The 26,925-nt window shown below is 44.1% G+C and carries 24 protein-coding genes and 2 tRNA genes; 5 read left to right on the top strand and 21 right to left on the bottom strand.

What is annotated here, in order from left to right:
• Window positions 1-111: 111 nt before the first annotated feature.
• The 3 genes from K08M4_RS03225 to K08M4_RS22060 all read right to left on the bottom strand — a co-directional run bounded on the left by K08M4_RS03225 (window position 112) and on the right by K08M4_RS22060 (window position 2,527).
• Window positions 112-1,374 carry a NupC/NupG family nucleoside CNT transporter gene (locus K08M4_RS03225; RefSeq protein ID WP_086048827.1) on the bottom strand — a complete coding sequence of 421 codons (1,263 nt, stop codon included), beginning with the start codon at window positions 1,372-1,374 and terminating at the stop codon, window positions 112-114.
• Window positions 1,375-1,578: 204 nt separating this feature from the next.
• Complete coding sequence (locus tag K08M4_RS03220; RefSeq protein ID WP_086048826.1) at window positions 1,579-2,391, bottom strand: TatD family hydrolase; 813 nt, start codon at window positions 2,389-2,391, stop codon at window positions 1,579-1,581.
• Window positions 2,372-2,527, bottom strand: a complete 156-nt coding sequence (locus K08M4_RS22060; protein WP_157935037.1) for a DUF5363 family protein — start codon at window positions 2,525-2,527, stop codon at window positions 2,372-2,374. The genes K08M4_RS03220 and K08M4_RS22060 overlap by 20 nt, the downstream gene beginning before the upstream one ends.
• Before the next feature lie 243 nt (window positions 2,528-2,770).
• Between K08M4_RS22060 and K08M4_RS03215 the strand changes: the two genes are divergently transcribed.
• Together K08M4_RS03215 and K08M4_RS03210 are read left to right on the top strand one after the other, a co-directional pair.
• Complete coding sequence (locus tag K08M4_RS03215) at window positions 2,771-4,303, top strand: hypothetical protein (RefSeq protein ID WP_086048825.1); 1,533 nt, start codon at window positions 2,771-2,773, stop codon at window positions 4,301-4,303.
• A 96-nt stretch (window positions 4,304-4,399) separates the two neighbouring features.
• Complete coding sequence (locus tag K08M4_RS03210) at window positions 4,400-5,089, top strand: hypothetical protein (RefSeq protein ID WP_086048824.1); 690 nt, start codon at window positions 4,400-4,402, stop codon at window positions 5,087-5,089.
• On the opposite strand, the gene K08M4_RS03205 is transcribed toward K08M4_RS03210, so the two are convergent.
• The 6 genes from K08M4_RS03205 to ubiT all read right to left on the bottom strand — a co-directional run bounded on the left by K08M4_RS03205 (window position 5,086) and on the right by ubiT (window position 9,792).
• A complete protein-coding gene (locus K08M4_RS03205; protein WP_086048823.1) occupies window positions 5,086-5,916 on the bottom strand; it encodes a LysR family transcriptional regulator in 831 nt (276 codons plus the stop codon). The genes K08M4_RS03210 and K08M4_RS03205 overlap by 4 nt on opposite strands.
• A 106-nt stretch (window positions 5,917-6,022) precedes the next feature.
• On the bottom strand, window positions 6,023-7,603 hold the full coding sequence (prfC, locus tag K08M4_RS03200) for a peptide chain release factor 3 (RefSeq protein ID WP_012604694.1): 1,581 nt from the start codon (window positions 7,601-7,603) through the stop codon (window positions 6,023-6,025).
• A 172-nt stretch (window positions 7,604-7,775) separates the two neighbouring features.
• On the bottom strand, window positions 7,776-8,231 hold the full coding sequence (gene rimI, locus K08M4_RS03195) for a ribosomal protein S18-alanine N-acetyltransferase (protein ID WP_029222735.1): 456 nt from the start codon (window positions 8,229-8,231) through the stop codon (window positions 7,776-7,778).
• Window positions 8,224-8,622: a DNA polymerase III subunit psi gene (locus K08M4_RS03190; RefSeq protein WP_086048822.1), complete on the bottom strand. Its 399-nt coding sequence runs from the start codon at window positions 8,620-8,622 to the stop codon at window positions 8,224-8,226. The genes rimI and K08M4_RS03190 overlap by 8 nt, the downstream gene beginning before the upstream one ends.
• Window positions 8,623-8,777: 155 nt before the next feature.
• Window positions 8,778-9,281 (bottom strand): GNAT family N-acetyltransferase, encoded by a 504-nt coding sequence (locus K08M4_RS03185; protein WP_009847530.1) that lies wholly within the window; start codon window positions 9,279-9,281, stop codon window positions 8,778-8,780.
• Complete coding sequence (gene ubiT, locus K08M4_RS03180) at window positions 9,265-9,792, bottom strand: ubiquinone anaerobic biosynthesis accessory factor UbiT (protein WP_009847531.1); 528 nt, start codon at window positions 9,790-9,792, stop codon at window positions 9,265-9,267. The genes K08M4_RS03185 and ubiT overlap by 17 nt, the downstream gene beginning before the upstream one ends.
• Window positions 9,793-10,049: 257 nt before the next feature.
• On the opposite strand from ubiT, the gene K08M4_RS03175 reads away from it, so the two are divergent.
• The 3 genes from K08M4_RS03175 to K08M4_RS03165 all read left to right on the top strand — a co-directional run bounded on the left by K08M4_RS03175 (window position 10,050) and on the right by K08M4_RS03165 (window position 14,167).
• A complete protein-coding gene (locus K08M4_RS03175) occupies window positions 10,050-12,089 on the top strand; it encodes a sensor domain-containing protein (protein ID WP_009847532.1) in 2,040 nt (679 codons plus the stop codon).
• Between the two features lie 167 nt (window positions 12,090-12,256).
• On the top strand, window positions 12,257-13,270 hold the full coding sequence (ubiU, locus tag K08M4_RS03170; protein ID WP_086048821.1) for a ubiquinone anaerobic biosynthesis protein UbiU: 1,014 nt from the start codon (window positions 12,257-12,259) through the stop codon (window positions 13,268-13,270).
• 18 nt (window positions 13,271-13,288) lie between these two features.
• The gene (locus K08M4_RS03165) at window positions 13,289-14,167 is read left to right on the top strand and encodes a U32 family peptidase (RefSeq protein WP_016767826.1); all 879 of its coding nucleotides are present in this window, start codon (window positions 13,289-13,291) and stop codon (window positions 14,165-14,167) included.
• Between the two features lie 86 nt (window positions 14,168-14,253).
• Here K08M4_RS03165 and K08M4_RS03160 read toward each other — a convergent pair whose 3' ends face one another.
• From K08M4_RS03160 to K08M4_RS03105, 12 genes are all read right to left on the bottom strand, one after another.
• A complete protein-coding gene (locus tag K08M4_RS03160) occupies window positions 14,254-15,591 on the bottom strand; it encodes an MATE family efflux transporter (RefSeq protein WP_086048820.1) in 1,338 nt (445 codons plus the stop codon).
• A gap of 89 nt (window positions 15,592-15,680) precedes the next feature.
• Window positions 15,681-16,088 (bottom strand): MarR family winged helix-turn-helix transcriptional regulator, encoded by a 408-nt coding sequence (locus K08M4_RS03155; protein WP_086048819.1) that lies wholly within the window; start codon window positions 16,086-16,088, stop codon window positions 15,681-15,683.
• Window positions 16,089-16,248: 160 nt separating this feature from the next.
• Window positions 16,249-17,172 (bottom strand): lipoprotein NlpI, encoded by a 924-nt coding sequence (nlpI, locus tag K08M4_RS03150; protein WP_086048818.1) that lies wholly within the window; start codon window positions 17,170-17,172, stop codon window positions 16,249-16,251.
• A 125-nt stretch (window positions 17,173-17,297) separates the two neighbouring features.
• A complete protein-coding gene (gene pnp, locus K08M4_RS03145; protein ID WP_086048817.1) occupies window positions 17,298-19,418 on the bottom strand; it encodes a polyribonucleotide nucleotidyltransferase in 2,121 nt (706 codons plus the stop codon).
• Between the two features lie 360 nt (window positions 19,419-19,778).
• On the bottom strand, window positions 19,779-20,048 hold the full coding sequence (rpsO, locus tag K08M4_RS03140; protein ID WP_004734493.1) for a 30S ribosomal protein S15: 270 nt from the start codon (window positions 20,046-20,048) through the stop codon (window positions 19,779-19,781).
• Between the two features lie 218 nt (window positions 20,049-20,266).
• Window positions 20,267-21,220, bottom strand: coding sequence for a tRNA pseudouridine(55) synthase TruB (gene truB / locus K08M4_RS03135; protein WP_086048816.1), 954 nt, complete (start codon window positions 21,218-21,220; stop codon window positions 20,267-20,269).
• Complete coding sequence (gene rbfA / locus K08M4_RS03130; protein ID WP_004734495.1) at window positions 21,220-21,633, bottom strand: 30S ribosome-binding factor RbfA; 414 nt, start codon at window positions 21,631-21,633, stop codon at window positions 21,220-21,222. Before rbfA ends, truB begins: the two co-directional genes overlap by 1 nt.
• Window positions 21,634-21,768: 135 nt before the next feature.
• Window positions 21,769-24,459 carry a translation initiation factor IF-2 gene (gene infB / locus K08M4_RS03125; protein WP_009847541.1) on the bottom strand — a complete coding sequence of 897 codons (2,691 nt, stop codon included), beginning with the start codon at window positions 24,457-24,459 and terminating at the stop codon, window positions 21,769-21,771.
• Window positions 24,460-24,481: 22 nt separating this feature from the next.
• The gene (gene nusA / locus K08M4_RS03120) at window positions 24,482-25,969 is read right to left on the bottom strand and encodes a transcription termination factor NusA (RefSeq protein ID WP_086048815.1); all 1,488 of its coding nucleotides are present in this window, start codon (window positions 25,967-25,969) and stop codon (window positions 24,482-24,484) included.
• Between the two features lie 35 nt (window positions 25,970-26,004).
• Window positions 26,005-26,460: a ribosome maturation factor RimP gene (gene rimP / locus K08M4_RS03115; protein ID WP_004734501.1), complete on the bottom strand. Its 456-nt coding sequence runs from the start codon at window positions 26,458-26,460 to the stop codon at window positions 26,005-26,007.
• Between the two features lie 237 nt (window positions 26,461-26,697).
• A tRNA-Met gene (locus K08M4_RS03110) sits at window positions 26,698-26,774 on the bottom strand.
• Window positions 26,775-26,827: 53 nt separating this feature from the next.
• Window positions 26,828-26,912: transfer RNA gene (locus tag K08M4_RS03105), tRNA-Leu, on the bottom strand.
• Window positions 26,913-26,925 lie beyond the last annotated feature (13 nt).

Below are 26,925 nucleotides of genomic sequence, written 5' to 3'. Positions count from 1 at the left end.
TCACTCATGCAAATGCTCAAAATCACTAGGCCCAAAAACAAAAAAGCCCCGCAGCAATTTCTTGCTACGGGGCGATATTATTATGGCGTCTATATATCGATTTCTAACTGATTAGAAAGATAGGAAGAAGCCAGCAATTGTTGCTGCCATCAGGTTAGATAGAGTACCAGCAATAACCGCTTTAACACCCATACGAGCGATGTCGTGGCGACGGCTTGGTGCAATACCACCTAGACCACCTAGAAGAATCGCAATTGAAGAAAGGTTTGCGAAACCACATAGAGCGAATGAGATAATTGCTTGAGTCTTAACAGACATCACTTGACCAGTCGCTTCAACGATTTGAGCGTTGTCACCGATGTATGGTACGAAGTTTAGGTATGCAACGAATTCGTTAACAACTGTCTTCTGACCAATGAAAGAACCAGCAATAGTTGCTTCTTCCCATGGCACACCAATGATGAATGCTAGCGGTGCGAAGATCCAACCTAGAAGAAGTTCTAGAGTTAGGTTTTCCATACCGAACCAACCACCGATACCACCTAGGATACCGTTGATTAGAGCAATTAGACCGATGAATGCAAGTAGCATTGCACCAACGTTAAGAGCTAGTTGTAGACCAACTGATGCGCCACCTGCTGCTGCGTCGATAACGTTAGCTGGTTTGTCATCGCCACCGTCCATTTCGTCAGCGATGTTATCGTCTGGCGTATCTGTTTCAGGCTTGATGATTTTAGCGAATAGTAGACCACCAGGTGCTGCCATGAATGACGCTGCAACTAGGTACTCTAGAGGTACACCCATAGATGCGTAACCTGCTAGTACACCACCAGCTACAGAAGCTAAACCACCACACATTACTGCGAATAGTTCAGAGTTAGTCATTTTAGGAACAAATGGACGAACAACTAGAGGTGCTTCTGTTTGACCAACGAAGATGTTTGCTGCTGCAGACATTGACTCGGCGCGAGAAGTTCCTAGAGCTTTCTGAAGACCACCACCAAGAACTTTGATTACAATTTGCATTACACCAATGTAGTAAAGTACAGAGATAAGTGCAGAGAAGAAAATCAGAGTTGGTAGTACTTGGAAAGCAAAGATGAAACCGATACCGTCAACTGAAAAGTTAACTAGGCTACCGAATAGGAAACCAGTACCGTCTTTACCGTAGTCGATCACGTTTGCTACACCAGCAGAAAAACCTGCAAGTAGATCACGACCCCAAGGGATGTAAAGTACGAATGCACCAAGTGCGAATTGGATAGCGAAAGCGCCACCCACTGTTCTTACGTTAATAGCTTTGCGGTTATCAGATAGTAGTACTGCGATTGCAATCAGTACGACCATACCGACTAGGCTCATAAACAGGCTCATAGTTTATGACTTCCTTATTAGTTATTTATTGGCGTGTGACAAAATGGGGCTATAAAGCGGAGGTGATTATACTCATGCGACCACTAATAAAGTAATGCCGTCCTCACACTTTCGTAGAAGATTCATGTACCATTCACACACAAATGTGAGCCAAATCACAAGCTATGTGCAATTTACGCAAACGATAAACAAAAACCTTCGATTTTATTCACATATACGGAATACATGATGGCTATTTTGCCAAACTTGCATTGCAACCGATTGCTTTGGCTCTTTTCTAAGCAAAAATAGTTCATTTAAGATCGTAACTAAATACTTGGAATGGTTAATATTTCCTTGCTTTCCATGCATGGGCATGTCCGGTGCATCCGTTTCTAATACCAGACATTCAAGAGGCAGTTTCGAGATAGTGGCGCGTGTTTTTTGTGCTCTTGGGTAAGTAATCGTTCCACCGACACCAATATAGAAACCAAGCTGAATCCATTCCAAAGCCTGCTGTTCGCTCCCTGAAAATCCATGAATCACGCCACCCAAAGTAAATTTATACTGCTTTATTAGTTCAATGAGTCGATTATAAGACTTCCTTTCATGGATGATTAAAGGCAGCTTAAACACCTTCGCTAGTTCCATTTGTTGGATGAAAAAACGCTCTTGTTTCTCCCGAGCAACATCGACAAAAAAATCGAGACCACACTCTCCTATCGCAACGCATTGGCTGTTTTTTGATGAGAGTAATTGGTGAAGCTCTGAGAATTGCTTGTCATTGGCTTGCTCTAAAAAATAAGGATGGAAACCTAAAGCGTAGTAAACATTAGGGTAAGATTGAGCGATTTCATCAAGCTTCCTCCAGTTACTTTGGCCAATAGAAGGGATGATCAACTTCTCGACTTGCGCCTGTTTCGCCTCTTTAACGTAACCTTCAATACCTTTATCAAGTGAAAAACCTTGCTCAAAGATGTCAAAGTCCGCATGGCAATGGGTGTCAAACAGCGGAAATTCACTTAATTCTGGTGTCATCTTCCCTACTCTCTGTTTGTTTCCCTTGGGGATCACGACGATAAGCAACACAACTGCGCTTATTTTCAGGCGTTAAGCCAAGCTCTTCGCACCACTTATCGTATTTCTTAATCCAAGCTTTTATCCAACTGAACATACTTACCTCAAGTCTTGCCTCAACGCGCACAAAAACAATACATAAAACAAAGCATCGAAACTACACACACAAATCACATCAAAGCTCAACAAACAACCTAAAAACTGCAAAAGCATAAATTAGATTTATACATTAACACTAGCTGGCTATATTGTTGAAAATCTCACCAAAGCGAATAATAAACGCACTTGCCAAGGAGGCATTGATAGCAAGACGCTCCATTCAATTACGAGATCCTACTTTATGAAAGCATCACTCTTAGCCATTTCAATTTCTAGCGTGTTAGCAGCACCCGCTTTTGCTTCTGCACCTCAAGTTGACGTAGAACTAGCAAACCAACAAACACTTCAACTTATTGACGGGCAGATGAACGCTATTGATGCTTCTGTTCAGTATAAATTAAACGAACAATATGCCAATGCTACTCCAGGCACGACAGCTACAGTCGATGACGTAACATACGAGAAACAATCTAACGGTACTTGGGCTGCAGTTGGTGCGGCTTCGGCGACACTGGTAGCAGGGCTTTTGAGCACGTCGTCTAGTTCCAATAGCGACAATGGTGTGGATTATCTTCCACAACACCCAGACGTTGATGTTGACACTACACCACGTTGGTCTCCTGAATTCGGTGAAGACCGTCCCGAGATGGAAGAGCGTGATTTTACAATTACGATCATTAACGGCGAGATTCACGTTATCGACGCAAACACCAGTGAGTGGGTGGGCACTGTTCAACGCAAAGATGGTGAAATCATTTTCCGTGGCAACGGCGACTTCGAAAAAACTCTAGTAAAAGTTGAGGGTGACCTAGAAGCTAACGGCAAGGCTGCTATCGTTAAAGGCAATGGTGACTGGGTCGCTACTATTGAGCGTGTAGACAGTGGTTTTGAGCTTACTGGCAAAAATGGAACAATTGCAATTGATAGCTCACGTCCTAACTTGCCAACTTCTCCTGGACATCCGGACATGGACTTTGATGACACTCCACGTTGGGCTCCTGAATTCGGTGAAGACCGTCCCGAAGTGGAAGAGCGTGACTTTGCTGTGAAAATCATCAACGGTGAAATTCACATCGTCGACGAAAACACCTCCGAGTGGGTCGGCACAGTTCAACGTAAAGATGGCGAGCTTGTATTCATTGGTAATGGGGATTTCAAGACAACTCTGCTTAAAGTTGAAGGGGACTTAGAAGCTAACGGCAAGGCTGCTATCGTTAAAGGCAATGGTGACTGGGTCGCTACTATTGAGCGTGTAGACAGTGGTTTTGAGCTTACTGGCAAAAATGGAACAATTGCAATTGATAGCTCACGTCCTAACTTGCCAACTTCTCCTGGACATCCGGACATGGACTTTGATGACACTCCACGTTGGGCTCCTGAATTCGGTGAAGACCGTCCCGAAGTGGAAGAGCGTGACTTTGCTGTGAAAATCATCAACGGTGAAATTCACATCGTCGACGAAAACACCTCCGAGTGGGTCGGCACAGTTCAACGCAAAGATGGCGAGCTTGTATTCATTGGTAGTGGGGATTTCAAGACAACTCTGCTTAAAGTTGAAGGGGACTTAGAAGCTAACGGCAAGGCTGCTATCGTTAAAGGCAATGGTGACTGGGTTGCGACCGTTTCAAAAATAGATGACGGTGTGCGTATTCAAACAAAGAATCACGACCATGTGTTTGATGGTTCAAACATCAACCGTAGCAAACTGCAATCTATCAACCCAGCGAAGTTACAGAAAGCTAAATCCGCTATTCAACAACGTTTACGCGGTTAATCTAAAACCAAGTTAAATCCTCTCACCCGATAATAGTGAACGCTATTATCGGGTGTTTTTACTCACTAGCTAAGGAAAGCGATTCGGAATTTGAATATGAAACGCATTCTATTAACACTAGCTTTCACTTTTCCTTTTCATTCATCTGCAAATGACACCCTTATTGAATCTATTGAGCGTTTTACAGATATCTTTTCCGTCAGCCTATCTCAAAATCCAAACAACGATAAAACGGTTGCCACTCTTGATATAAATTATCAAATCAATGATAAGTTGCGTGTTTTTGGAGAAGTTGATACTCAAGAATACTGGCAAGCCGGTGTTGGCTACTCTTTCTGGCAAGGCGATACGTATTACACTGAAAACACGTTAAAAATCAGTGAAGATGAGATTACAACCGGTATTTTCGTAGCAAAACTAATCCACGATAATTGGACTTTAATCGGAGATATCAATTACAACTACGCCTTTGATCAAGAGTATTGTAGGTCAAATGTATGCGTAGAAAATATAGCTGCAGATTCTATAGACTATAGTGCTGGCTTTCTTTGGAGCCCAATTCGCTATGCTGACTTTCTTGTTAAGTACAATCAAGAAATAGACATTAAAGACGATGAGTGGTATTTGAAAGATAATAACCTCGAGAGATTTAACTCAAGAACAAACACTCACTACTACGAAGTCGCTACATTCATAAACCTAAAATACATAAAGCCTTCTGTCACTTACACCATTAAACCTGAAGCCGATAATTACGTTGAATTCGGTTTAGCCTTCGATTTCTAGCTATTTAGTAGCTGTTTAAGCTCATCTCGTAACTCTTGATGTTGTCCATTAGTTTGATACTTCTTGTGATAGAAAAACTCAAACTCCACGGGACGCATTGAAAATGGAGGCTCATGAATCTGTAAACCGATGGTTTTTGCTAAATCGATCATGCTAACCGGAACCGCAGCAATATAGTCGGTTCCTTTTACTGCTAGGAGCAAGTTCGTCAGGTTGCGTACTTCAATTGCCACGTCACGGGTGAAACTCTTTTCGGAAAGAAAGTCGACCATTTGAGTATCTTGGCGAAGTAACTTTAAGGTTACATGTCGTGCTGCAAGAAAATCATCCATAGAAACCTGCTCGCGAAACTGACCAACCTCAGGGTCACTCATAAGAAGTATTCTGTCGGTAGTTGCAAATTCAGACGCTAAACTTGTCTGTTTAGGCAAACCAGTATCGACCACTAAATCTACTCGGTTGAGTCGGATATCCTCGACAACGCTCTCTACAGAAATTGGAGATTCAACCAGCTGAACACCATTGATCATAGGCATTTTGTGGAGAAGGTTTGCTGGCATATAAACCGTAAAATCACGCTTTCTTGATACTGCACCTTCCATCAACTCTAAAGCATCAGATAATTGATCTGCCAGTTTGTGAGCCATTGACGTTGGCTCTATTGAGCGGCCAACCCTTACGAACAACGCATAACCTACTACGGTTTCAAACCTTTTGATTGCAGCACTGACCGCAGGTTGAGTTAGATCTAACGATTCAGCGGCTTTGGTTATCGATCTTTGTTGATATACAGAGAGGAATGGCTTTACTAAATTGAGATCAAACACGCTTTACTCCATCAAAACGGTGTACTCTTAGTGTAACAAAAAAGCCGAATGCTAGAAGCAGTTCGGCTTTAATATTATCCAACAGTGTTATGTAGAGCTGTCGCTATTAGTGCTCGCGCGTCGCTCGGAATTGAACTTCTGGGAAACGTTCAGAAGCTAGGTTCAAATTCACCATAGTCGGTGCGATGTAAGATAGGTTATCACCACCATCTAACGCTAGGTTAGCTTGGCTCTTACGTTTGAACTCTTCTAGTTTCTTAGCGTCATCACATTCAACCCAACGTGCAGTTGCAACGTTCACACCTTCGTAAATCGCTTCAACGTTGTATTCCGCTTTCAAGCGCGCTACAACCACATCAAACTGAAGTACACCAACTGCACCAACGATCAGATCGTTATTTTGCAAAGGACGGAATACTTGAACCGCGCCCTCTTCAGAAAGCTGAACCAAGCCTTTTAGAAGTTGCTTTTGCTTCAGTGGATCACGCAGACGAATACGACGGAATAGCTCAGGCGCAAAGTTAGGAATACCTGCGAACTTCAAGCTTTCGCCTTGAGTAAAGGTATCGCCAATCTGGATTGTGCCGTGGTTATGCAGACCAATGATGTCACCCGCGTATGCTTTTTCAGCACGCGCACGGTCACCCGCCATGAAGGTTACCGCATCAGAGATACTTACGTTTTTACCAGTTCGAACATGATTCATTTTCATGCCTTGGTCGTAAGTACCCGATACAATACGCATGAATGCGATACGGTCACGGTGTTTTGGATCCATGTTTGCTTGGATCTTAAAGACGAAACCAGAGAACTTCTCTTCTGTCGCTTCAACATCACGCTCATTTGCTTGACGTGTTTGAGGAGCTGGAGCCCATCGAGTGAGGCCGTCAAGCATGTGGTCAACACCGAAGTTACCCAATGCAGTACCGAAGTAAACCGGAGTCAACTCACCAGCAAGGAACAGTTCGTGATCAAACTCAGGACACGCGCCAATAACCAATTCAAGTTCTTCACGAACACTGCTCGCCAGATCTTCGCCAACAGCTTCGTCGAGTTCAGGGTTATCTAGACCTTTGATGATACGAACTTCTTGGATCTCATGGCCGTGGCCAGATTCATACAAAATCGTTTCATCACGGTGAATGTGGTAAACGCCTTTAAACTCTTTACCACAACCGATAGGCCAAGAGATTGGAGCACAAGCCATACCTAGCTCGCTTTCCACTTCATCTAGCACTTCCATTGGGTCACGAACATCACGGTCAAGTTTGTTCATAAACGTGACGATTGGTGTATCACGTAGACGCGTTACTTCCATCAGTTTACGAGTACGATCCTCGACACCTTTTGCAGCATCGATAACCATCAAACAAGAGTCAACCGCTGTTAGTGTACGGTACGTATCTTCCGAGAAATCTTCGTGTCCAGGAGTATCGAGTAGGTTGACTAGACAATCGTTGTATGGGAATTGCATTACAGACGTAGTTACCGAGATACCACGTTCTTTTTCCATCTCCATCCAGTCAGATTTAGCGTGCTGGTTAGAGCCACGGCCTTTTACGGTACCCGCTTTTTGAATCGCGTTTCCGAATAAAAGAACTTTTTCAGTAATCGTGGTTTTACCCGCATCCGGGTGAGAGATAATCGCAAACGTTCTACGTTTGCTCACTTCTTGTTGGAAAGACATAGTCGCCCTTTGCTGATCTAAAGCGTAAAAAGGGCAAGTAGATAATACTTGCCCTTGAATTCTGTGTGCGGATTATACAGAAAGCGTGTCACTTTCTAAAGGGTCAGTTTACACCCTATTTTGTGGCTCATTCCGGAGCTAGCGGTCTAGTTCGCGAAAAGACGTAACATGACTAGCTAAAAGACATAAAAAGATAGCTCATAATGATGGCGTCTTCGTTGCCTTGCTTGGTTGGATAATAGTTACGACGGCGGTCGACTTCATTAAAGCCAGCCTTCTCGTAAAGATTAAACGCATTCACATTACTTTCGCGAACTTCCAGCCAAGCACTTTCCGCGTCAGCTTGTTCACACATATCGAGAAAGTGCTCAACCAAAGCCTTACCGTAACCTTTGCCTTGCTGCTTAGGGTCAACCGCTATCGTCAGCAAAGTAACCTCACCGACAATGTTCTGAGCATAGAAATAGCCGACAACCTTTCCATCGACTTCTAAAACACGGTGGCTGCCTCCACGACTATTAAGATCACGGATCATATTTTCAGACCAAGGATGAGAATGCGCGGTCTGCTCAATTTGCCAAATTGCGTCTAGGTGTTGTTCTGAAGTGGGTAAAAGTTGATTAGTCATAAGCACAAATTTGTTGCCATAAGTCGCGGCGATGTTGGTTATTACCGTTAATGTCAGACAGTAATGGAGATTGAAGTGTTTTTGCCTTCAGTTCATGGGCAGATTCGCAACCAGCAAACCATACCCATTCAACCGAACTTAAATCCACAGCAGACAAGTGTTGCGGTTGAAGGTGTAAAGCTTGAGATAAGTCGAGCTTGATACTTTTGAGTACTCGCTCAAACATCACGGCGATATCATCCTGAGGTTTTTCTGGTGAAACCAACAGTAACTTGCAATCATTCGATAACAGAGTCAATTCAGATTCATAACCAGCCAAACGCTCTGGGTGACTTAACTCCCATTGGCTAATGCCCATCTCTTGTAGATATTGCGCGTGTGTTTGTGACATATCTAGCGGTCGTAACCTTTGGTTTGTTGGTATTAATATTCTTCGAGTGAACTTAAACGGTGCTCATTGGGGCTGATACTAACAAAAAATAAAGGAGCATCAAGCTCCTTTATTTAGACTAAATCAATTTGTATCTTATTGAGTGGTAAATCAGCTTATAAGTCGTTGAACTCTGGGCTGTAAGCAATTTCACCAGAATGCCCAGCAAACGCCCCTTCTACCAACTCAATCGCTTGAAAAGCGCCTTCAGGCACATCCCAAACACAACTCAGGCCAAATTCGCTCGCCGCCTTGAAACCAAAACGACCGTAGTAAGCAGGATCACCGAGTACAACACAGGCTGGGTAACCAAAATCTACCAAAGTAGAAAATGCGTCTTCAACCAGTGATTTGGCAATGCCTTGATTGCGGAACTCTTCTTTCACGGCGAGAGGTGCGAGCCCCTGCCAGTTATGATCGTCACCATCAAGAGTAAGAGGGCTAAACATCAGGTGACCAACCACCTCCCCTTCATCAGAACAAGCCACCAGCGATAGCGTTAAATGGCTATTCTCACGCAAGCTCATAACCAAATTAGCTTCTGCATCCGTTTCAAAAACAGATTTCAATAAACGATCGATGACAAGTATATCTGCCGGTGCTTCAGTTCGAATAAGCATTCATTACCTCACTTTGTGTATCTGGGGATTGTACTCCCTTCTGCACAAAATCAGCTAATTGATTTAACAAAGTTTTCATAGGAGTCGGCAATAAGTCTAAATCGACGCTATCCATCAAATTTTTCACTTCCAAGCCTAGCTCGGTATCGCCCTCAATAGACAGTCGACGTTGGAAAAAAAGCGTATCTGGGTCTTCTTTTCGCCCAGCAATCAACACGAGATCATTTAGATTGCCACTAAAACTCACATCTTCATTGACCTCTTTATCAGCGACAACTAGTTGCTCATTTTTGTAGCTAATACACCAACTTAACCCCATATCTTTTATTGAAACTTTAAGCCACTTGTCTTCTAAGAACTCAAAATCACCATCCTCTAAAGCCTCCTTGAATACATTTTTCAATGCTTCTAATAAGGCTTTTTTTTGTACTGATTTTGGTAATAACTGGACTGGAGATCGCAAAATTGATGCGGCATTTTGAACTAGTTGAGTGCGTATCTTGTTTATCACGTGACTTATCCGTAACTTTGTCAATAATATAGAAAGCATCATAGATGATGTTGAGATCTCAGTTACTGTTATGTATCAAATTAATTCAGTTTGATGCTCGACCTTTAATATATTGATGATCGCAGTTATAGTAACTCTGGTCATGAAAATCACAGCGAATCGCTGCACTCACAAGTAAACATCGATAGCTGAACAAATAGCAATCAATGTTTATCGATAGTGAATATTCAAGCTCTTGGAGAATTGGTAGTACTTTGATGCCTCCCCAGCAACTACAACATTGGTTTACACAGCTTACTGCAAACAGCCCGTTCTTTTTTGCGGTACTTGATGCTCAACATAACTATTTTATGGTGAATGAGCGTTACTGTGATATTGCTGGTTTAAGTAAAACAGAGCTTGTAGGCATGAATGACCGCCAAACCTTGGGCGAGCAATTCTACCAACACCTTAAGCCTTACTATGAGCGTGCATTCAATGGCGAAACAATTGAGGCGGAAATCACCCTAAACGAAACGGCTTTAGACACTAGCCTTCATTTCAGCCTATCTCCGCTTACCAATGGTAAAAAGACTGAATACATCATCTTTCACGCCTTCGATACATCTGAAAACCAAGTACTTGTCCGTTCTTTAGAAGAGTCTGAAGCGAAATTCCACAAGCTATCTCACCTGCTCCCAGACGGATTGCTATTAGTTGAAAACGACTACATTCTGTCTTCGAACCCTGCAGCTGCGCGCTTACTTGGTTTTAACTCCACCACAGAATTGATTGGCGAAGAGTTAGGCCGATTATTTATCGATGAACAAACCAAAACAGTCTTTAATAATGACCTCAGCTCCATTATTTCTGAGTCTGGCTTGGTTTGTTTAACGGGTGCTCGATGTGGCTTTGAACGTAAAGTTCAGTTAAATATCGACTCGACGGTCATTCTTGGAAGCAGTACCCAACTAGTACTTATTCAAGACGCTCAAGAAACAACAAAACAATACACACCCGCTAACAGTGAAGATGCCTACATCGATACACTGACTAAGCTCTACAACCGACTTGGGTTTACCAAAAGCCTTGAGCAGTTCATTCACAACAAGACCCCTGTTGTGATGCTCTACTTAGACATCGATAACTTCAAAAATATCAATGACTCACTTGGCCACCACATCGGTGATAAAGTGATTAAAGAGGTCGCATCTCGCTTAAAACGACAACTGCCTCGTCAAGCTATTATTGGCCATTTAGGCGGTGATGAATTTGGTATTATTCTACCTGAGCCTGAACACCCACGAACACCTGAAATACTCTCTGAAAAGATCATATCTCTGATCAACCAACCCTTCGATCTTCACCATTTTAGCAAGCGTTTAGCCTGCTCGATTGGTAGTGTGAGCTTTCCTCACGATGGCAGTGACGCACGTATCTTGCTACAGAATGCTGACACCGCAATGTATGAAGCTAAGGATCGTGGACGCAACCGCCTGATCAAGTTCAACGAACAGATGAACAAAGAAGCGCGAATGCGACTGTGGCTTGAGATAGAACTGCAAAAAGCACTGCAACAGAACGGGCTTGAGGTTTGGTACCAACCAAAAGTAAATGCGCGTGACTTCACCATTAACGGAGCAGAAGCTCTGGTACGTTGGAAGCACCCTGTAGAAGGTTATATTAGCCCTGCCGCATTTATTCCAGTAGCGGAACGTGCTGGCCTTATTGAACAACTTGGTCGTGTGGTAATGCGCGAAGTATTTGCCACGGTGAAACGTTGGAAGATGCAAGGTATTTTACCTGGTCGCGTCGCGATCAACCTTTCACCAGAGCAGTTTGGTAATCCAAAATTGATTGATTTCATGGAGAAGTTGCTGCGTTCTACTGAGCTAGATCCAAGTGCGATTACCTTTGAGCTTACAGAAAGTGCCGTAATGAGTGATAGTGAGCACACGCTTCAAATGCTGAACGCGATTAAGAGACTTGGCTTTGCGTTATCCATCGATGACTTTGGTACGGGTTACTCTTCTCTATCTTACCTTGCTCGCTTTCCGATTGATGAGCTTAAAATTGACCGGGCTTTTATCTCAGATATCGATACCTTACCAAAGCAAATTACCGTAATTGAAAACATCATCAACCTTGGGAAATCTCTCGATTTAACCGTGGTTGCAGAGGGTGTCGAAACCAGTGAACAAGCAACCCTGCTGTCTAACCTCAACTGTGGTTCAATTCAAGGTTTCCACTTCTATCGCCCTCAACCAAAACAAGAGGTTGAAGAACTGTTCGCCCAAAACCGTCGTCACAAGAATTAATTAAACACGCCCTCCAACACCAAGCTAAAGCGTAAATTCGCCATTCGTCAGTACCTCAAATGGGGTAAAAGCAGATTTATCCATCTAAACCTGCCTTACATCAATTCCGTCATTCATAATTCTTCATAAAATACTCGCTTCAATTTTATTCTATTGGTAGTGAGCAAATGGAACTCTTATGCCCAGCGGGTAACTTACCTGCTTTGAAAACCGCTATTGATTGCGGTGCGGATGCTGTCTACATCGGATTCAAAGACGATACGAATGCCCGACACTTCGCAGGCCTTAACTTTGCGGGTAAAAAGCTCGATCGTGCTGTGCAGTATGTACATGACCGCAACAAGAAAATTCACGTTGCCTTAAATACTTTTGCTCACCCAAACGGCTTCGAACGTTGGACAAACGCTGTAGACAACGCTGCTGCGCTAGGCGTTGATGCGCTGATCATCGCTGACATCGCGGTACTTGAGTACGCAGCAAACAAATACCCAGAACTAGAGCTGCACTTATCAGTGCAAGCATCTGCGACCAATGCAGCCGCTATCGACTTCTACCATAAAAACTTCAACGTTAAGCGTGTCGTACTGCCGCGTGTGTTGTCGATTCACCAGGTCAAACAGCTTTCTCGTAATATCACTTCTGACGTTGACCTTGAAGTATTCGCTTTTGGTAGCTTATGTATCATGGCAGAAGGCCGTTGCTACCTCTCTTCATACATGACAGGTGAATCACCAAATACCGTTGGTGCTTGTTCTCCAGCTAAATACGTTCGCTGGCAAGAAACAGAAAACGGCTTAGAGTCTCGCTTGAATGAAATCCTTATCGATAAGTATGAAGCAGGTGAGAACGCAGGTTACCCAACGCTGTGTAAGGGTCGTTTTGAAGCGGATATCGATGGTGAACGTAAGCGCTATCACGCACTTGAAGAGCCGACTAGTCTAAACACGCTATCCATGTTGCCTGAGCTTTTCGCGGCCAATGTTGCCTCAGTGAAGATTGAAGGTCGCCAACGCAGCCCTGCTTATGTTGAACAAGTGACTCGTACTTGGCGCGCTGCTATCGATCGCTACTTAGCGAATCCTGAACAATACCAAGTAGAACAAGCTTGGAACGCGACACTGGCAAATGTATCTGAAGGTACACAAACCACGCTTGGCGCTTATCACCGTAAATGGCAATAGAGCCAAATGGAGAACTCAATGAAATACGCATTAGGCCCTCTACTTTATTTTTGGCCAAAACAAGATGTTGAAAGCTTCTATGAGCAAGCGAAATCAAGCTCTGCCGACATCATCTACCTAGGTGAAGCCGTGTGTTCAAAGCGTCGTGAGATGAAAGCAAAACACTGGATGGATATTGCCAAAGAGCTGTCGGCTTCAGGCAAGCAAGTCGTACTTTCCACCATGGCATTGCTAGAAGCACCAAGCGAAGTCAACATCATGAAGAAGTACATTGATAACGGTGACTTTGCGATCGAAGCCAACGACGTGTCTGCGATTCAATTAGCAAGCGAAAGCAAAGTGCCTTTTGTGGTTGGCCCGGCGGTTAATACCTACAACGCACGCACTCTGAACCTGTTCTTGAAACAAGGTATGACGCGTTGGTGTATGCCTGTTGAGCTTTCTCGCGAATGGCTAAGCAACGTAATGACACAGTGCGAAGATCTTAATATCCGTAATAAGTTCGAAGTAGAAGTATTTAGCCACGGCTACCTACCACTTGCTTACTCAGCGCGTTGCTTTACCGCTCGCGCGGAAAACAAAGCCAAAGACGATTGCGAAACTTGTTGTATCAAATACCCAACAGGGCTACAAGTCGAAAGCCAAGAAGGCCAGTCGGTATTTAACCTTAACGGCATTCAGACACAATCGGGCTACTGCTACAACCTAGTTAACGATCTACCGAACATGCATGACCTAGTCGATGTGGTTCGTTTAAGCCCACTCGGCATCGATACCTTCTCTGAAATTAATAACTTCAGAGCGAACGAGCAAGGTCAAAAACCGATGAAAATTGAAAGCCGCCAATGCAACGGTTACTGGCATCAACTCGCAGGTTTAGACGTTAAGAACATCTAGTTCCTTAAATTAGAATAATCAGTAACAGATACAAAAAAGGTCTAGCATTCGCTAGACCTTTTATCATTCAGTTTAAGAAAAACGATCTACGCCGTCGCGGTTTCCAGCGGCGCAGCATCGAGCTTCTTTACGTCTTTGTAGAGCATGATCATAACAACTACACTTAACGCGATATTGGACAATGGATACGCAATCCAGATCCCCGGCACACCGTACAACTTAGGCATAATATACAAGAAAGGTAATTGGATAAGCATGTTACCTATCGTCACAAACATCGCCTTGCTGCCCTTGTTCACCGCTTGATAGTAAGCACCCGCTACTACTAAGAAGCCATCAAGAGCCAGTGCAAACATGTGTAGTCGAATACCCAACACGGTGTACTCAACTAGCTGAGGTTCATCTGAGTTAAATACTGACACAAACTCACGTGGGAACGCGTTCAAAAGTAGCACGAACGCAACACCGATCAATACTGAACTCATCATCGCAATCTTAAGTAACTTACGAATGTTCGCTTGATTACGCGCACCATGGTTGTAACTCACTAATGGTTGCATGCCGTTTGCGATGCCTTCAGCAGTGAGGTAGTAAACCGTCACGATGTAGCCCAAAATCGCATAAGCACCAATCATCAACTGGTCGCCATACTGGGAGAACAACGCATTGTGCAGCGCCACCATCATCGAACCATAAGCGTACATAAAGAAGCTTGATGTACCAATCGAGAAGATTTGTGGAATCACATCAAGTTTCAGTCTCAATTCATTCCAGCGTAAACGAAGGTTTGCTCGATGCGAGAAAAAGTAAGCTAAGCCAAGTGCAGTCACTACAAACTGGGCAATCGCTGTTGCTAATGCTGCGCCCATCAACTCCCAACCATATAGAGCGATGAACAGGTAATCCAGAGCTATATTGATCACCGCACCGACAATCATCAGTATCGTGGCCAAGTTCGGGCTGTCATCGTTACGCAGTAAAAACGGCATTGCGATCGAACCTAGCGTGAAGACACTGGCACCAATCAGAATATGTAAGTACTGCAGGCCAAGTTCATATACTCGCCCCTCTGCGCCCTGCCAAAGCAAGAAGTTATCAGCAAACAAAAACAGCAATACAGAGACAATAGGCGTTATCGCTAGCAACAAGGTTAAGCCTGTTGCTAAGATCTGTTTAGCACCTTGAGTATCTTTTTTACCTTGGCGAATCGAGACAAGCGCACCTGTACCTACCCCCACCAACATACCAATACCGAGAATCGAACCAATCACAGGCCACGCAACATTGATGCCTGCAAGTCCATCAGCCCCCACATAGCGGCCAATGAAGATGCCATCCACCACTTGGTAAAGGCCATTAACCAACATGGCAGCCACAGTAGGGATTGTGTATCGCCAAAACTGGCGACTAATTGAGTTACTCATTTCTTACTCTACTTTCATTTGTGAGTCGCATATCAACAAGATATGACTCGAAAAATTAGTTAACAAGGCTAACTAAATATCTAAATTATTTACTTCAACGCTTTAGTTAATAATAGGTTCAGCTGCTGAGATTCTTGCTCAGACAAACGACTTTCCAGTATCTGTGCCATGACCTGATAGATCTTACTTTCTTCTTCTAAACCCACTTCAGCCTTTTGGGTCAAAACCACCAACTTAGATCTCGCATCTTCAAGAGACGGTTTGCGTTCGACAAGGCCTTTTCTCTCAAGCCTTTGAACCATAGTCGTGGCTGAAGGTTTTGTCACCTGCATCTCAATAGCAAGGTCTGTCAGTCTAATAGGCTCTGGAGAAGCTTGAATGACCTTCAAATAATCGTACTCATTGAAGCTCAATTGGCAAATAGGATCTTCATTTACCTGAGTTCGCCATATCTTAGAGGCGAAGCGCTCAATCTTTTCTAAATTCTGGTTTAGCATACTCACCTAATCAAGAATAGCATTTAGTTAGCAAAGCTAACTATTTTAGTGTTGTTTAAATAAAAAGCAATCAAAAACGAGCTCCCCCCACCTGTTTATAAAAAAGGAGCATAAAAAAACCGCTGACAGGCAGCGGCTTTTCGGAATCAAAATGTATCGCTTACTTAGCGTTAGCTGCTTCTTCGGCCTCAGCCAACTTAACTTTTGCTAAGTGCTCGGCTTTAAGAGTAGTAAATATACGGCTTAGCTCTAAGAAAGAGTAACGATGCTCTACATATTCATACACATTGAAAGACACTGACAACTTGTATAGAGAGATTGCATTCGCGTAGTCACCATTCAAGTGGTAACGCTTAGCCAGGTAGAAGTATGTCTCTGTCAGGCGCTGCGCAAGTAACGTGTTATCACGAGTACCCGTTAAGATCGCCTTGAAAGCCTGCTCTTCAGTAATGTCATCAAGCATGATGGCGACTAGCACCCAGCCCCACTGCTCATCACGGCTTTCGTAACGTTTTTGTAAATCAAGCTTGGCTTGTTCTGGCGTTAACTCATGTTGAATGATGTACAGCCACAAAGCGCGAAACGGATCGCTAGGATCATCGGCATAGTGTTTCATCATCTCTTCATTGGCTAAGTCGTAACGCTCGCCATAGTAGAGTGCGATAGAGCGATTTCTTTCTGCGTAAGAGTTTGCAGGATCAAGCTCTAACGTAGAATCAAAAGATTCATAAGCGGCATCAAACTCCCCTACCTGCGTAAAGTAAACACCCAAAAGATTGAAGATATCAGGTTGAGCAGGGTTCAATGAAAGAGATTGGTTGAAGTCGAGACGCGCGAGATCACGTAGGCCAACACTGTCGTAGTAGTTACCACGCTCAAACAGCATTTTAGCTCGAACTTCATCGTTCAAATCTGGACGCTGTAATAATTGACTAAGACGTGCAATTTGAACCTCTTGCTGAACGCTTGGTTGCAGCGGCACAGCCATTGGGGGATAAACCCAACGTGAGGTGTTATCTGATGTTGTCGCACAACCTGTCAGTACAAGCAGTAAACACATACTCGCGGTTTGAAACCATTTCACAAATAATTACTCCTGTTATGACCGCAATAAAAAAAGGGGAGCGATATGCTCCCCTTTATAACATGCTTTTTTACCAATGGGTTAGAAATCACTAAAAAGCGATAGTCCCATTAGTAGGCTAAGAATTACTCAGCAGCAGGTGCTTCGCCTTCAGCTGGCGTTTCAACTGCTTCTTTCATGCTTAGACGTACACGGCCTTGACGGTCAATTTCAAGAACCTTAACTGGTACTTCTTGACCTTCAGTTAGGTAGTCAGACACTTTCTCAACACGCTTGTCAGCGATTTGAGAGATGTGTACTAGACCATCTTTACCTGGAAGGATAGTAACGAATGCACCGAAGTCAGCTAGACGAGCAACTTTACCTTGGTAAATGCGGCCAACTTCAACTTCAGCAGTGATCTCTTCGATACGACGGATAGCTTCTTGAGCAGCTGCGCCTTCAGTAGCAGCAATCTTGATTGTGCCATCGTCTTCGATTTCGATTGTAGTACCTGTTTCTTCACAAAGAGCACGGATAACTGCGCCGCCTTTACCGATAACATCTTTGATCTTATCAGAGCTGATTTTCATTGTGTGGATACGTGGAGCGAATTCAGAGATATCTTCACGAGCACCAGAGATAGCTTCATCCATTACAGAAAGGATGTGCTTACGTGCACCTTGCGCTTGGTTAAGTGCAATTTGCATGATCTCTTTAGTGATACCTTCGATCTTGATGTCCATTTGAAGTGCAGTGATACCAGCGTTAGTACCTGCTACTTTAAAGTCCATGTCACCTAGGTGATCTTCGTCGCCAAGGATGTCAGAAAGAACAACGAAATCGTCGCCTTCTTTAACAAGACCCATTGCGATACCCGCAACAGAAGCTTTGATTGGAACACCAGCATCCATAAGTGCTAGAGATGTACCACATACAGAAGCCATTGAAGAAGAACCGTTAGATTCAGTGATTTCCGATACAACACGAACTGTGTATGGGAATTCGTCAACAGAAGGCATTACTGCTTGGATACCACGTTTAGCAAGCTTACCGTGACCAATTTCACGACGCTTAGGAGAACCAACGAAACCAGTTTCACCTACACAGTATGGAGGGAAGTTGTAGTGTAGAAGGAAGTTGTCTTTCTTCTCACCCATTAGGCTGTCGATGATTTGTGCATCACGTTGTGTACCAAGCGTTGCAGTAACAAGTGCTTGAGTTTCACCACGAGTGAATAGAGAAGAACCGTGTGTACGTGGAAGAACACCAGTACGTACGTCTAGCGCACGAACCATGTCTTTTTCACGGCCATCGATACGTGGGTTACCAGCAATGATGCGGCTACGTACTACGTTTTTCTCTAGAGAACCAAGCATGCCGCGGATTTCGCGCTCATCTAGGTTTTCGTCTTGTGCAATTAGAGCTTCAACAGTGTCGTTCTTGATTGCGCCAACTTGCTCGTAACGAGCCATTTTCTCAGTGATCTGGTACGCGTCAGATAGACGAGTTTCAGCTTGCTCAGCAACTTTAGCTTTAAGCTCAGTGTTAACTGCTGGCGCTTCCCAGTTCCAAGATGGAGTTGCAACTTCAGCAGCAAACTCGTTGATCGCTTTGATTACAACTTGTTGTTGATCGTGACCGTAAACAACAGCTGAAAGCATTTCTTCTTCAGATAGGTTATCTGCTTCAGATTCAACCATAAGTACTGCGCCTTCTGTACCAGACACAACTAGGTCTAGTTTAGAGTTTTCAAGCTCAGTATTTGATGGGTTAAGAACAAGTTCGCCGTCGATGTGACCAACACGTGCAGCACCGATAGGACCATTGAATGGTGCACCAGAGATAGCAAGAGCAGCAGACGTTGCGATCATAGTGATCATGTCTGGGTTTACGTCAGGGTTGATAGAAACAACCGTAGCGATAACTTGAACTTCGTTTTTAAACGCACTTGGGAAAAGTGGACGAATTGGACGGTCAATCAGACGAGCTGTTAGTGTTTCGCCTTCAGATGGACGACCTTCACGCTTGAAGAAACCACCAGGGATTTTACCCGCAGCGTATGTACGCTCTTGGTAGTTAACTGTTAGAGGGAAGAAATCTTGACCCGCAACAGCTTCTTTCTTAGCAACAACAGAAACGAATACTGATGTATCGTCCATAGTCGCCATTACAGCAGCAGTAGCTTGACGTGCCATTACGCCCGTTTCTAGAGTAACGGTGTGGTTACCGTACTGGAATGACTTTACAACTGGTTTTTCAAACATTGTATATCCTTCATCTGAAAATCTCTTTTCAGAATAAGTGAATGAATGCTCAGCAATAACTAATCGCGACTAGTAAAAAAAGACGAGAAGTTCAATCAGACTAAACATCTGCTTTTAATAGTCGCGACCTATTGGCCGACATCTGTGACTGTTATTGTTGAGCTAATTAGGGTGCGAAATAATCAAACAATTATTCGCGTGCGAGAGTATAAACTATTTTTTTGGCAAGAGACATTTTCACGATTAAAAATCAGGTTAACCGCACAGAGAACCTACATTTTTGACATTAAAAATATAACAGGCACAAAAAAAGGAGCATAAATGCTCCTTTTCTTCAAACTGTCTTTGCAGACATCGCTATTAGCGACGTAGGCCTAGACGCTTGATTAGGTCTTGGTAACGAGTAAGGTTTTTGCCTTTCAAGTAATCAAGAAGCTTACGACGGCTAGAAACCATACGTAATAGACCACGACGGCTGTGGTGATCGTGTTTGTGCGCTTTGAAGTGACCTTGTAGGTGGTTGATAGAAGCAGTAAGTAGTGCTACTTGTACTTCTGGTGAACCTGTGTCGCCTTCAGATTGTGCGTATTCTGCAACGATTGCTGCTTTAGTTTCTGCATTCAGAGACATAAATCTCTCCTGATAAGAGTAAGTTTATATTTGTAGCAGCCAATCTCTGATTCAGCCGCTACGCGAGCCGAGGATTATAGGGAAGTTTACGAGTTGGTGCAATAACAATCGAACTCATGAAAAACGAAAAAAGCGAACCATTAAAATTAAGGGCTCGCTTTCTATATTATTGATTCGCTTTTCCAGGCTAAGCGCCAATACCTAACTAGGTTTCAGCGTTACGCTTGTGGCTCTTCATCTCTGAAAACAACCAAACGCTTCGGTGCAACTCGGCCATCTTCAGCAATCTGAGCTACGCCGACAAACAGCTTCTCTTCGCCACTTGTCATGCGAACCGTGCCTTCCGTTGGCGCACCAGCAACCTGAACTGGCATACCGTGCTGAACTAGGTCAGTCAGTTCCGCGTTCAAGTTAACTTCTGGTAAGTCTTCAACGGCTGTGTCCATTGGCATTAATAGTGGATCAAGCAGCTCTTTCGGTGCAATTTCTTGCGCCTGTGCTTGCTCTAGGATCTCGTTCAAATGCTCCAAAGTCACCATACGCTCGTACGGATACTTTGCTACACCTGTACGACGAAGCATGGTCACGTGAGCACCACAACCTAGCATTTCACCAAGATCGTCAGTAATTGTGCGGATGTAAGTGCCTTTAGAACAGTGCACTTCCATCTCAACTTCATCACCTTCAAAGCGAAGCAGTTCAATAGAGTAAACAGTGATCTTACGAGATTCACGAGGCACCTCGATACCTGCACGTGCGTATTCATACAAAGGCTTACCTTGATACTTCAATGCTGAGAACATTGATGGAATCTGGTCGGTTTCACCTTTGAAGCTTGCAATGCAGCGTTCAAGTTGCTCTTGAGTCACGTTAACATCACGTGTCTCTACCACTTCGCCATCAGAGTCAGAGGTATTGGTACGCTCACCAAGCTTAGCAATTACTACGTAGCGCTTATCAGAATCTAGAAGAAACTGGGAGAACTTCGTTGCTTCACCAAGACAAATTGGCAGCATGCCAGTCGCAAGAGGATCCAGAGCACCGGTGTGCCCTGCCTTCTCTGCAAAGTAAATACGTTTTACTTTTTGCAGTGCATCATTAGACGAAATGCCAGTTGGCTTATCTAACAGAATTACCCCGTTGATAGGGCGACCTTTACGACGGCGAGCCATTACTCTTCGTCCTTAGACTGAGTTTCGTCAGTACGGCCAGACTCTTCTTGCTTACGCTTATCGTCGTTTAAAACTTCACTTACCAGGTTAGACATACGCATGCCTTCTACTAGTGTGTTGTCGTAAGTAAAACGTACTTCAGGCGTTAGGCGGTGACGAATACGCTTACCAAGAGCCATACGAACTGGCACTTCATGCTCTTTAAGAGCAGCAAGACATGATTCAGGTGTTTGCTCACCGATACATAGGAAAGTAACGAACACTTTTGCGTAAGCAAGGTCACGAGACACTTCTACGTCTGAGATCGTTACCATACCGATACGTGAGTCACGAACTTCACGTTGTAAGATAAGCGCAAGCTCCTTTTGAAGCTGCTGAGACACACGTTGTGTGCGGCTAAATTCTTTTGACATTTTCTTTTCTCACTTAGAAAGATGGGGGGCTTGGTAATTACCAGCCCCCCATGGTGTATTCAACAACCGATTACCTTATTACCTTTATTAGTAATGTTAGTAACCTTAGTCAATATGTCGAGTCGTACAGACTGATTAGTCTAGAGTACGTTTAACCTCAACGATTTCGAATACTTCGATCTGGTCACCAACGCGAACGTCGTTGTAGTTCTTAACGCCAACACCACACTCGTAACCATTCTTAACTTCTTGAACGTCATCTTTAAAGCGACGAAGTGACTCTAGTTCACCTTCGTAGATAACAACGTTTTCACGAAGTACACGGATTGGGTTGCTACGCTTAATCGTACCTTCAGTAACGATACAACCAGCGATTGCACCAAGTTTAGGCGACTTAAATACGTCACGAACTTGTGCAAGACCAATGATTTCTTGACGGAATTCAGGAGCAAGCATACCGCCCATTGCCTGTTTAACTTCGTCAATCAGTTGGTAGATGATTGAGTAGTAACGTAGATCTAGGTTTTCGTTCTGAACTGTATTACGCGCAGTTGCGTCAGCACGAACGTTGAAACCAAGAATGATAGCGTTAGAAGCTGCAGCAAGCGTTGCGTCAGTTTCAGTAATACCACCAACACCAGAACCTACGATGTTCACTTTAACTTCGTCAGTTGACAGTTTCAGTAGAGAGTCAGCAATCGCTTCTACAGAACCTTGAACGTCAGCTTTAAGTACAACGTTAAGTTCAGCAACTTCGCCTGCCGTCATGTTCGCGAACATGTTCTCTAGTTTCGCTTTTTGTTGGCGAGCTAGTTTAACATCACGGAATTTACCTTGACGGTAGTTTGCAACTTCACGAGCTTTACGCTCATCACGTACAACAGTCGCTTCATCACCTGAAGCAGGAACGCCAGAAAGACCTAGAATTTCTACAGGGATAGATGGACCAGCAGTTTCGATGTCTTTACCGTTTTCATCGCGCATTGCACGTACACGGCCGTACTCTTGACCACAAAGAACGATATCGCCTTTGTTTAGAGTACCAGACTGTACTAGTACTGTTGCAACTGGACCGCGACCTTTATCAAGACGAGATTCAACAACAACACCAGATGCCATGCCTTCTTTAACCGCTGTAAGCTCAAGAACTTCAGACTGAAGAAGGATAGATTCTAGAAGACCATCGATGTTTGTACCCTGTTTTGCAGAGATGTGAACGAAGATGTTCTCACCGCCCCATTCTTCAGGGATAACGTCGTATTGAGCTAGCTCATTCTTAACGTTGTCTGGGTTTGCACCCTCTTTATCGATCTTGTTCACAGCAACAATCAGAGGAACGCCTGCCGCTTTCGCGTGCTGGATTGCTTCGATTGTTTGTGGCATTACGCCATCATCTGCTGCAACTACTAGTACAACGATATCTGTCGCTTGAGCACCACGAGCACGCATAGCAGTAAAGGCCGCGTGTCCAGGAGTATCAAGGAAAGTGATCATGCCGTTGTCAGTATCTACGTGGTAAGCACCAATGTGCTGCGTGATACCGCCAGCTTCGCCAGAAGCAACGTGTGCTTTACGAATGTAGTCAAGTGTTGAAGTTTTACCGTGGTCAACGTGACCCATGATAGTAACAACAGGAGCACGACCTTCAGCGATAGCATCGCTATCACGGTCAGCTAGTACTGCTTCTTCAAGTTCGTTTTCTTTACGTAGGATTACCTTGTGACCCATTTCTTCAGCAACAAGTTGTGCTGTTTCTTGGTCGATCACTTGGTTGATAGTCGCCATAGCGCCCATCTTCATCATTACTTTGATAACTTCAGTTGCTTTAACTGACATTTTGCTAGCCAGTTCAGAAACAACGATAGTTTCGCCGATAGCAACGTCAGATTTTGCAACAGTCGCTGACTTATCGAAGCCTTGCTGCATTGAAGTTGGTTTAGCAAGCTTACCTTTACCGCCACGACCACGTTGGTTACGACCACCACGGTTATTGCCAGGTTGAGTTGCTGGAGCTGGTTTCTTCTTGCGACGACGAGGTGCTTTCTCATCTTTTTTGTCTGCCGCATCTTCAGCTTCACGAGCGTAAGTAGAAGTCGTCACATGGTAATCCGCAGATTTCTCTTGCTCTTTCTTCTTCTTCTCTTCTTCAGACCAACGTTCTTGGTTCTCTTCTGCTAACTTACGAGCTTCTTCAACAAGCTTAGCTGCTTCAGCTTCGGCTTTACGAGTTGCTTCTTGCTCTTGACGAGCTTTAAGTTCATCCGCTTCTTTTTTCGCTTGTGCGTTAGCGTCTGCATTTTTTGAATTCATGTCTTTTTTAGCCTTTTCAGCTTGTGCGCGTTGAGCCTTCTCTTCAGCTTCACGTTTTGCATCCGCTTCACGTGTTACTTTTGCTTCGGCTTCGCGCTGTGCTTTCTCTGCAGCATCACGTTTCGCTTGCTCTTCAGCATCGCGTTGTGCTTTCTCTTCCGCTTCACGATTAGCTACTTCCTCAGCTTCACGTTTCGCTTCATCTTCAATAGTGCTGCGCTTCACGTAAGTACGCTTTTTACGTACCTCAACTTGAACATCCTTACTCTTACCGCCTCCAGCGGCAACACTTAGCGTGCTGCGGGTTTTGCGTTGAAGAGTTAAACGAGTCGGTTCTGTTTCACCAGAAGTATCGCCGTGCTCCTTTTTAAGGTGCGTTAGCAATGTTTGCTTCTCTGAATCAGTCACTTGGTCCGACCCTGCTTTCTTCATGCCTGCATCAGCAAGTTGTTCAATTAAGCGGTCAACTGGCGTACCAATCTCTTCACTCAGTGCTTTAACTGTTAATTGTGTCATACCGCTCTCTCTCCTTGCTGAATTATTCTTCGTCGCCGAACCAACAGATGTTACGCGCAGCCATAATTAGCTCGCCTGCACGCTCTGCAGTTAGGTCTTCGATGCCTTCTAGTTCATCAACGCCTTGGTCAGCTAGGTCTTCCAATGTCGCAACGCCTTTTGCTGCTAGCTTGTAAGCCATTTCACGCTCAAGACCTTCAAGTGCAAGTAGGTCTTCAGCTGGCTCAACACCATCGAAAGTTTCTTCTTTCGCTAGCGCTAGAGTTGTCAGTGCGTCTTTCGCGCGGTTACGCAATTCTTCAACGATACCTTCATCTAGACCATCTACTTCAAGAAGCTCGTTCACAGGAACGTAGGCTACTTCTTCAAGCGTAGAGAAGCCTTCTTCAACAAGCATTTGAGCAAAGTCTTCTTCGATATCTAGGTACTTCATGAAGTTTTCAATAGAAGCAACTGCTTCTTCTTGGTGCTTCTTCTCTAGATCAGCAACAGTCATTACGTTCAGTTCCCAACCAGTAAGTTGAGACGCTAGACGTACGTTTTGACCGCTACGACCGATAGCTTGCGCTAGGTTGTCAGCTTCAACCGCGATGTCCATTGAGTGCGTATCTTCATCAACGATGATAGAAGCAACATCAGCAGGAGCCATTGCATTGATAACGAATTGCGCCGGGTTATCATCCCAAAGCACGATATCGATACGCTCACCGCCAAGGTCGTTAGATACAGCTTGTACACGTGCGCCACGCATACCAACACACGCACCAACAGGGTCAATACGTTTGTCGTTTGTTTTAACGGCGATTTTAGCACGAGAACCAGCGTCACGTGCAGCACCTTTAAGTTCAATTAGCTCTTCACCAATCTCAGGCACTTCAACACGGAATAGTTCAGCTAGCATTTCTGGCTTAGAACGAGTAACAAACAGCTGGAAGCCGCGAGCTTCTGGCTTAACTGCGTATAGAAGACCACGAACACGGTCACCTGGACGGAAGTTTTCACGAGGAAGTTGGTCATCACGAAGGATTACCGCTTCAGCGTTGTTACCTAGATCTAGAATCACTGTGTCACGGTTAACTTTCTTAACTGCGCCAGTGACTAGCTCGCCTTCGTTATCAATAAACTGTTCAACGATTTGAGCGCGTTCAGCTTCACGTACTTTCTGTACGATAACTTGCTTAGCTGTTTGAGTCGTAATACGGTCAAACGTTACTGATTCGATATCATCTTCAATGAAACCGCCAAGTTCGATCTCTGGATCATCGTACTTTGCAGCTTCAATAGAGATTTCTTTTGTTGGGAATTCAACTTCCTCAACAGCTTCCCAACGGCGGAAAGTTTCGAAATTACCCGTTTTACGGTCAATCTCAACACGAACTTCGATTTCTAGTTCGCTTTTCTTTTTTGTTGCCGTTGCAAGCGCGATTTCAAGCGCTTCAAAAATACGCTCACGAGGAACTGCTTTCTCATTAGAAACAGCTTCTACTACCGCCAAAATTTCTTTGTTCATTAATCTAGCCTCTTAAGCTCTTCTCTCTAGGAGAACTAAAATTTAGGGATCAGGTTAGCTTTCGCAATATTGCTCAGGACGAATTCTTCTTCTTGTCCTTCAACCAATACTTTCACTGTCTCGCCTTCGATAGATTGGATATCACCTTTCCATTTACGACGGTTGCCGACAGCCATTTTCAAAACGATGCTTACCTCGTGACCAATAAATTGTTGGTAATGCTCAGCTTTGAACAGTGGTCTCTCTAAACCTGGTGAAGACACTTCAAGGTTATAAGCCACTGAAATTGGATCTTCAACGTCCATTACGGCACTTACTTGGTGACTAACTTCAGAGCAATCATCTACATTGATACCATTTGGTGAATCGATGTAAATGCGTAGCGTTGAGTGCTCACCAGCACGAATAAATTCTAATCCAACTAACTCATAACCTGATGCTGCTACTGGAGCGTCAAGCATTTCAGTAAGTTGTCTTTCTAAACCAGTCATTTAACCACTCCAGAAACAAAAAAAGGGCTCAAAGCCCAATTTAAATTCCAAGCAAACATTATCATCTAAATGCATTTATAAATGCTTAGATAACAAAAAACCCCGTATAAGCCGGGGTTTTTGTTGCTGGACCCTTATATGTCAAGTGCCATCATATTTGATATCACACTTAACTCACAGTGAGGTTCACACTGTGCAAACTTGCTACCAATACAAGCTATATAATAGCATTGAAATTGGTTGCGGGAGCCGGATTTGAACCGACGACCTTCGGGTTATGAGCCCGACGAGCTACCAAACTGCTCCATCCCGCGTCCGACTTGTGAGCATTATACGCCCAACAAGATGTTTTACAAGTTTGTAAACATGGTGCCGAGAGAGGGACTCGAACCCTCACACCCTAAGGCACTAGCACCTCATGCTAGCGTGTCTACCAATTTCACCATCTCGGCATCAAATCTTTAC

It is taken from the genome of Vibrio syngnathi (assembly GCF_002119525.1).
GTDB lineage: Bacteria > Pseudomonadota > Gammaproteobacteria > Enterobacterales > Vibrionaceae > Vibrio > Vibrio syngnathi.
This window is presented reverse-complemented; position numbering and strand designations above follow the sequence as displayed.

Excerpts from the sequence above, each read along its gene's own strand:
- K08M4_RS03185 (WP_009847530.1), bottom strand. The coding sequence starts at position 9,281 with ATGCTTATTCGAACTGAAGCACCGGCAGATATACTTGTCATCGATCGT.
- K08M4_RS03210 (WP_086048824.1), top strand. The coding sequence starts at position 4,400 with ATGAAACGCATTCTATTAACACTAGCTTTCACTTTTCCTTTTCATTCA.
- K08M4_RS03155 (WP_086048819.1), bottom strand. The coding sequence starts at position 16,088 with ATGCTAAACCAGAATTTAGAAAAGATTGAGCGCTTCGCCTCTAAGATA.
- K08M4_RS22060 (WP_157935037.1), bottom strand. The coding sequence starts at position 2,527 with ATGTTCAGTTGGATAAAAGCTTGGATTAAGAAATACGATAAGTGGTGC.
- infB (WP_009847541.1), bottom strand. The coding sequence starts at position 24,459 with ATGACACAATTAACAGTTAAAGCACTGAGTGAAGAGATTGGTACGCCA.
- K08M4_RS03165 (WP_016767826.1), top strand. The coding sequence starts at position 13,289 with ATGAAATACGCATTAGGCCCTCTACTTTATTTTTGGCCAAAACAAGAT.
- K08M4_RS03215 (WP_086048825.1), top strand. The coding sequence starts at position 2,771 with ATGAAAGCATCACTCTTAGCCATTTCAATTTCTAGCGTGTTAGCAGCA.
- prfC (WP_012604694.1), bottom strand. The coding sequence starts at position 7,603 with ATGTCTTTCCAACAAGAAGTGAGCAAACGTAGAACGTTTGCGATTATC.
- rimP (WP_004734501.1), bottom strand. The coding sequence starts at position 26,460 with ATGACTGGTTTAGAAAGACAACTTACTGAAATGCTTGACGCTCCAGTA.
- K08M4_RS03220 (WP_086048826.1), bottom strand. The coding sequence starts at position 2,391 with ATGACACCAGAATTAAGTGAATTTCCGCTGTTTGACACCCATTGCCAT.
- K08M4_RS03160 (WP_086048820.1), bottom strand. The coding sequence starts at position 15,591 with ATGAGTAACTCAATTAGTCGCCAGTTTTGGCGATACACAATCCCTACT.
- rimI (WP_029222735.1), bottom strand. The coding sequence starts at position 8,231 with ATGACTAATCAACTTTTACCCACTTCAGAACAACACCTAGACGCAATT.
- K08M4_RS03225 (WP_086048827.1), bottom strand. The coding sequence starts at position 1,374 with ATGAGCCTGTTTATGAGCCTAGTCGGTATGGTCGTACTGATTGCAATC.
- K08M4_RS03190 (WP_086048822.1), bottom strand. The coding sequence starts at position 8,622 with ATGTCACAAACACACGCGCAATATCTACAAGAGATGGGCATTAGCCAA.
- truB (WP_086048816.1), bottom strand. The coding sequence starts at position 21,220 with ATGGCTCGCCGTCGTAAAGGTCGCCCTATCAACGGGGTAATTCTGTTA.
- rpsO (WP_004734493.1), bottom strand. The coding sequence starts at position 20,048 with ATGTCTCTGAATGCAGAAACTAAAGCAGCAATCGTTGCAGAATACGCA.
- nusA (WP_086048815.1), bottom strand. The coding sequence starts at position 25,969 with ATGAACAAAGAAATTTTGGCGGTAGTAGAAGCTGTTTCTAATGAGAAA.
- pnp (WP_086048817.1), bottom strand. The coding sequence starts at position 19,418 with ATGTTTGAAAAACCAGTTGTAAAGTCATTCCAGTACGGTAACCACACC.
- rbfA (WP_004734495.1), bottom strand. The coding sequence starts at position 21,633 with ATGTCAAAAGAATTTAGCCGCACACAACGTGTGTCTCAGCAGCTTCAA.
- ubiU (WP_086048821.1), top strand. The coding sequence starts at position 12,257 with ATGGAACTCTTATGCCCAGCGGGTAACTTACCTGCTTTGAAAACCGCT.
- K08M4_RS03175 (WP_009847532.1), top strand. The coding sequence starts at position 10,050 with ATGCCTCCCCAGCAACTACAACATTGGTTTACACAGCTTACTGCAAAC.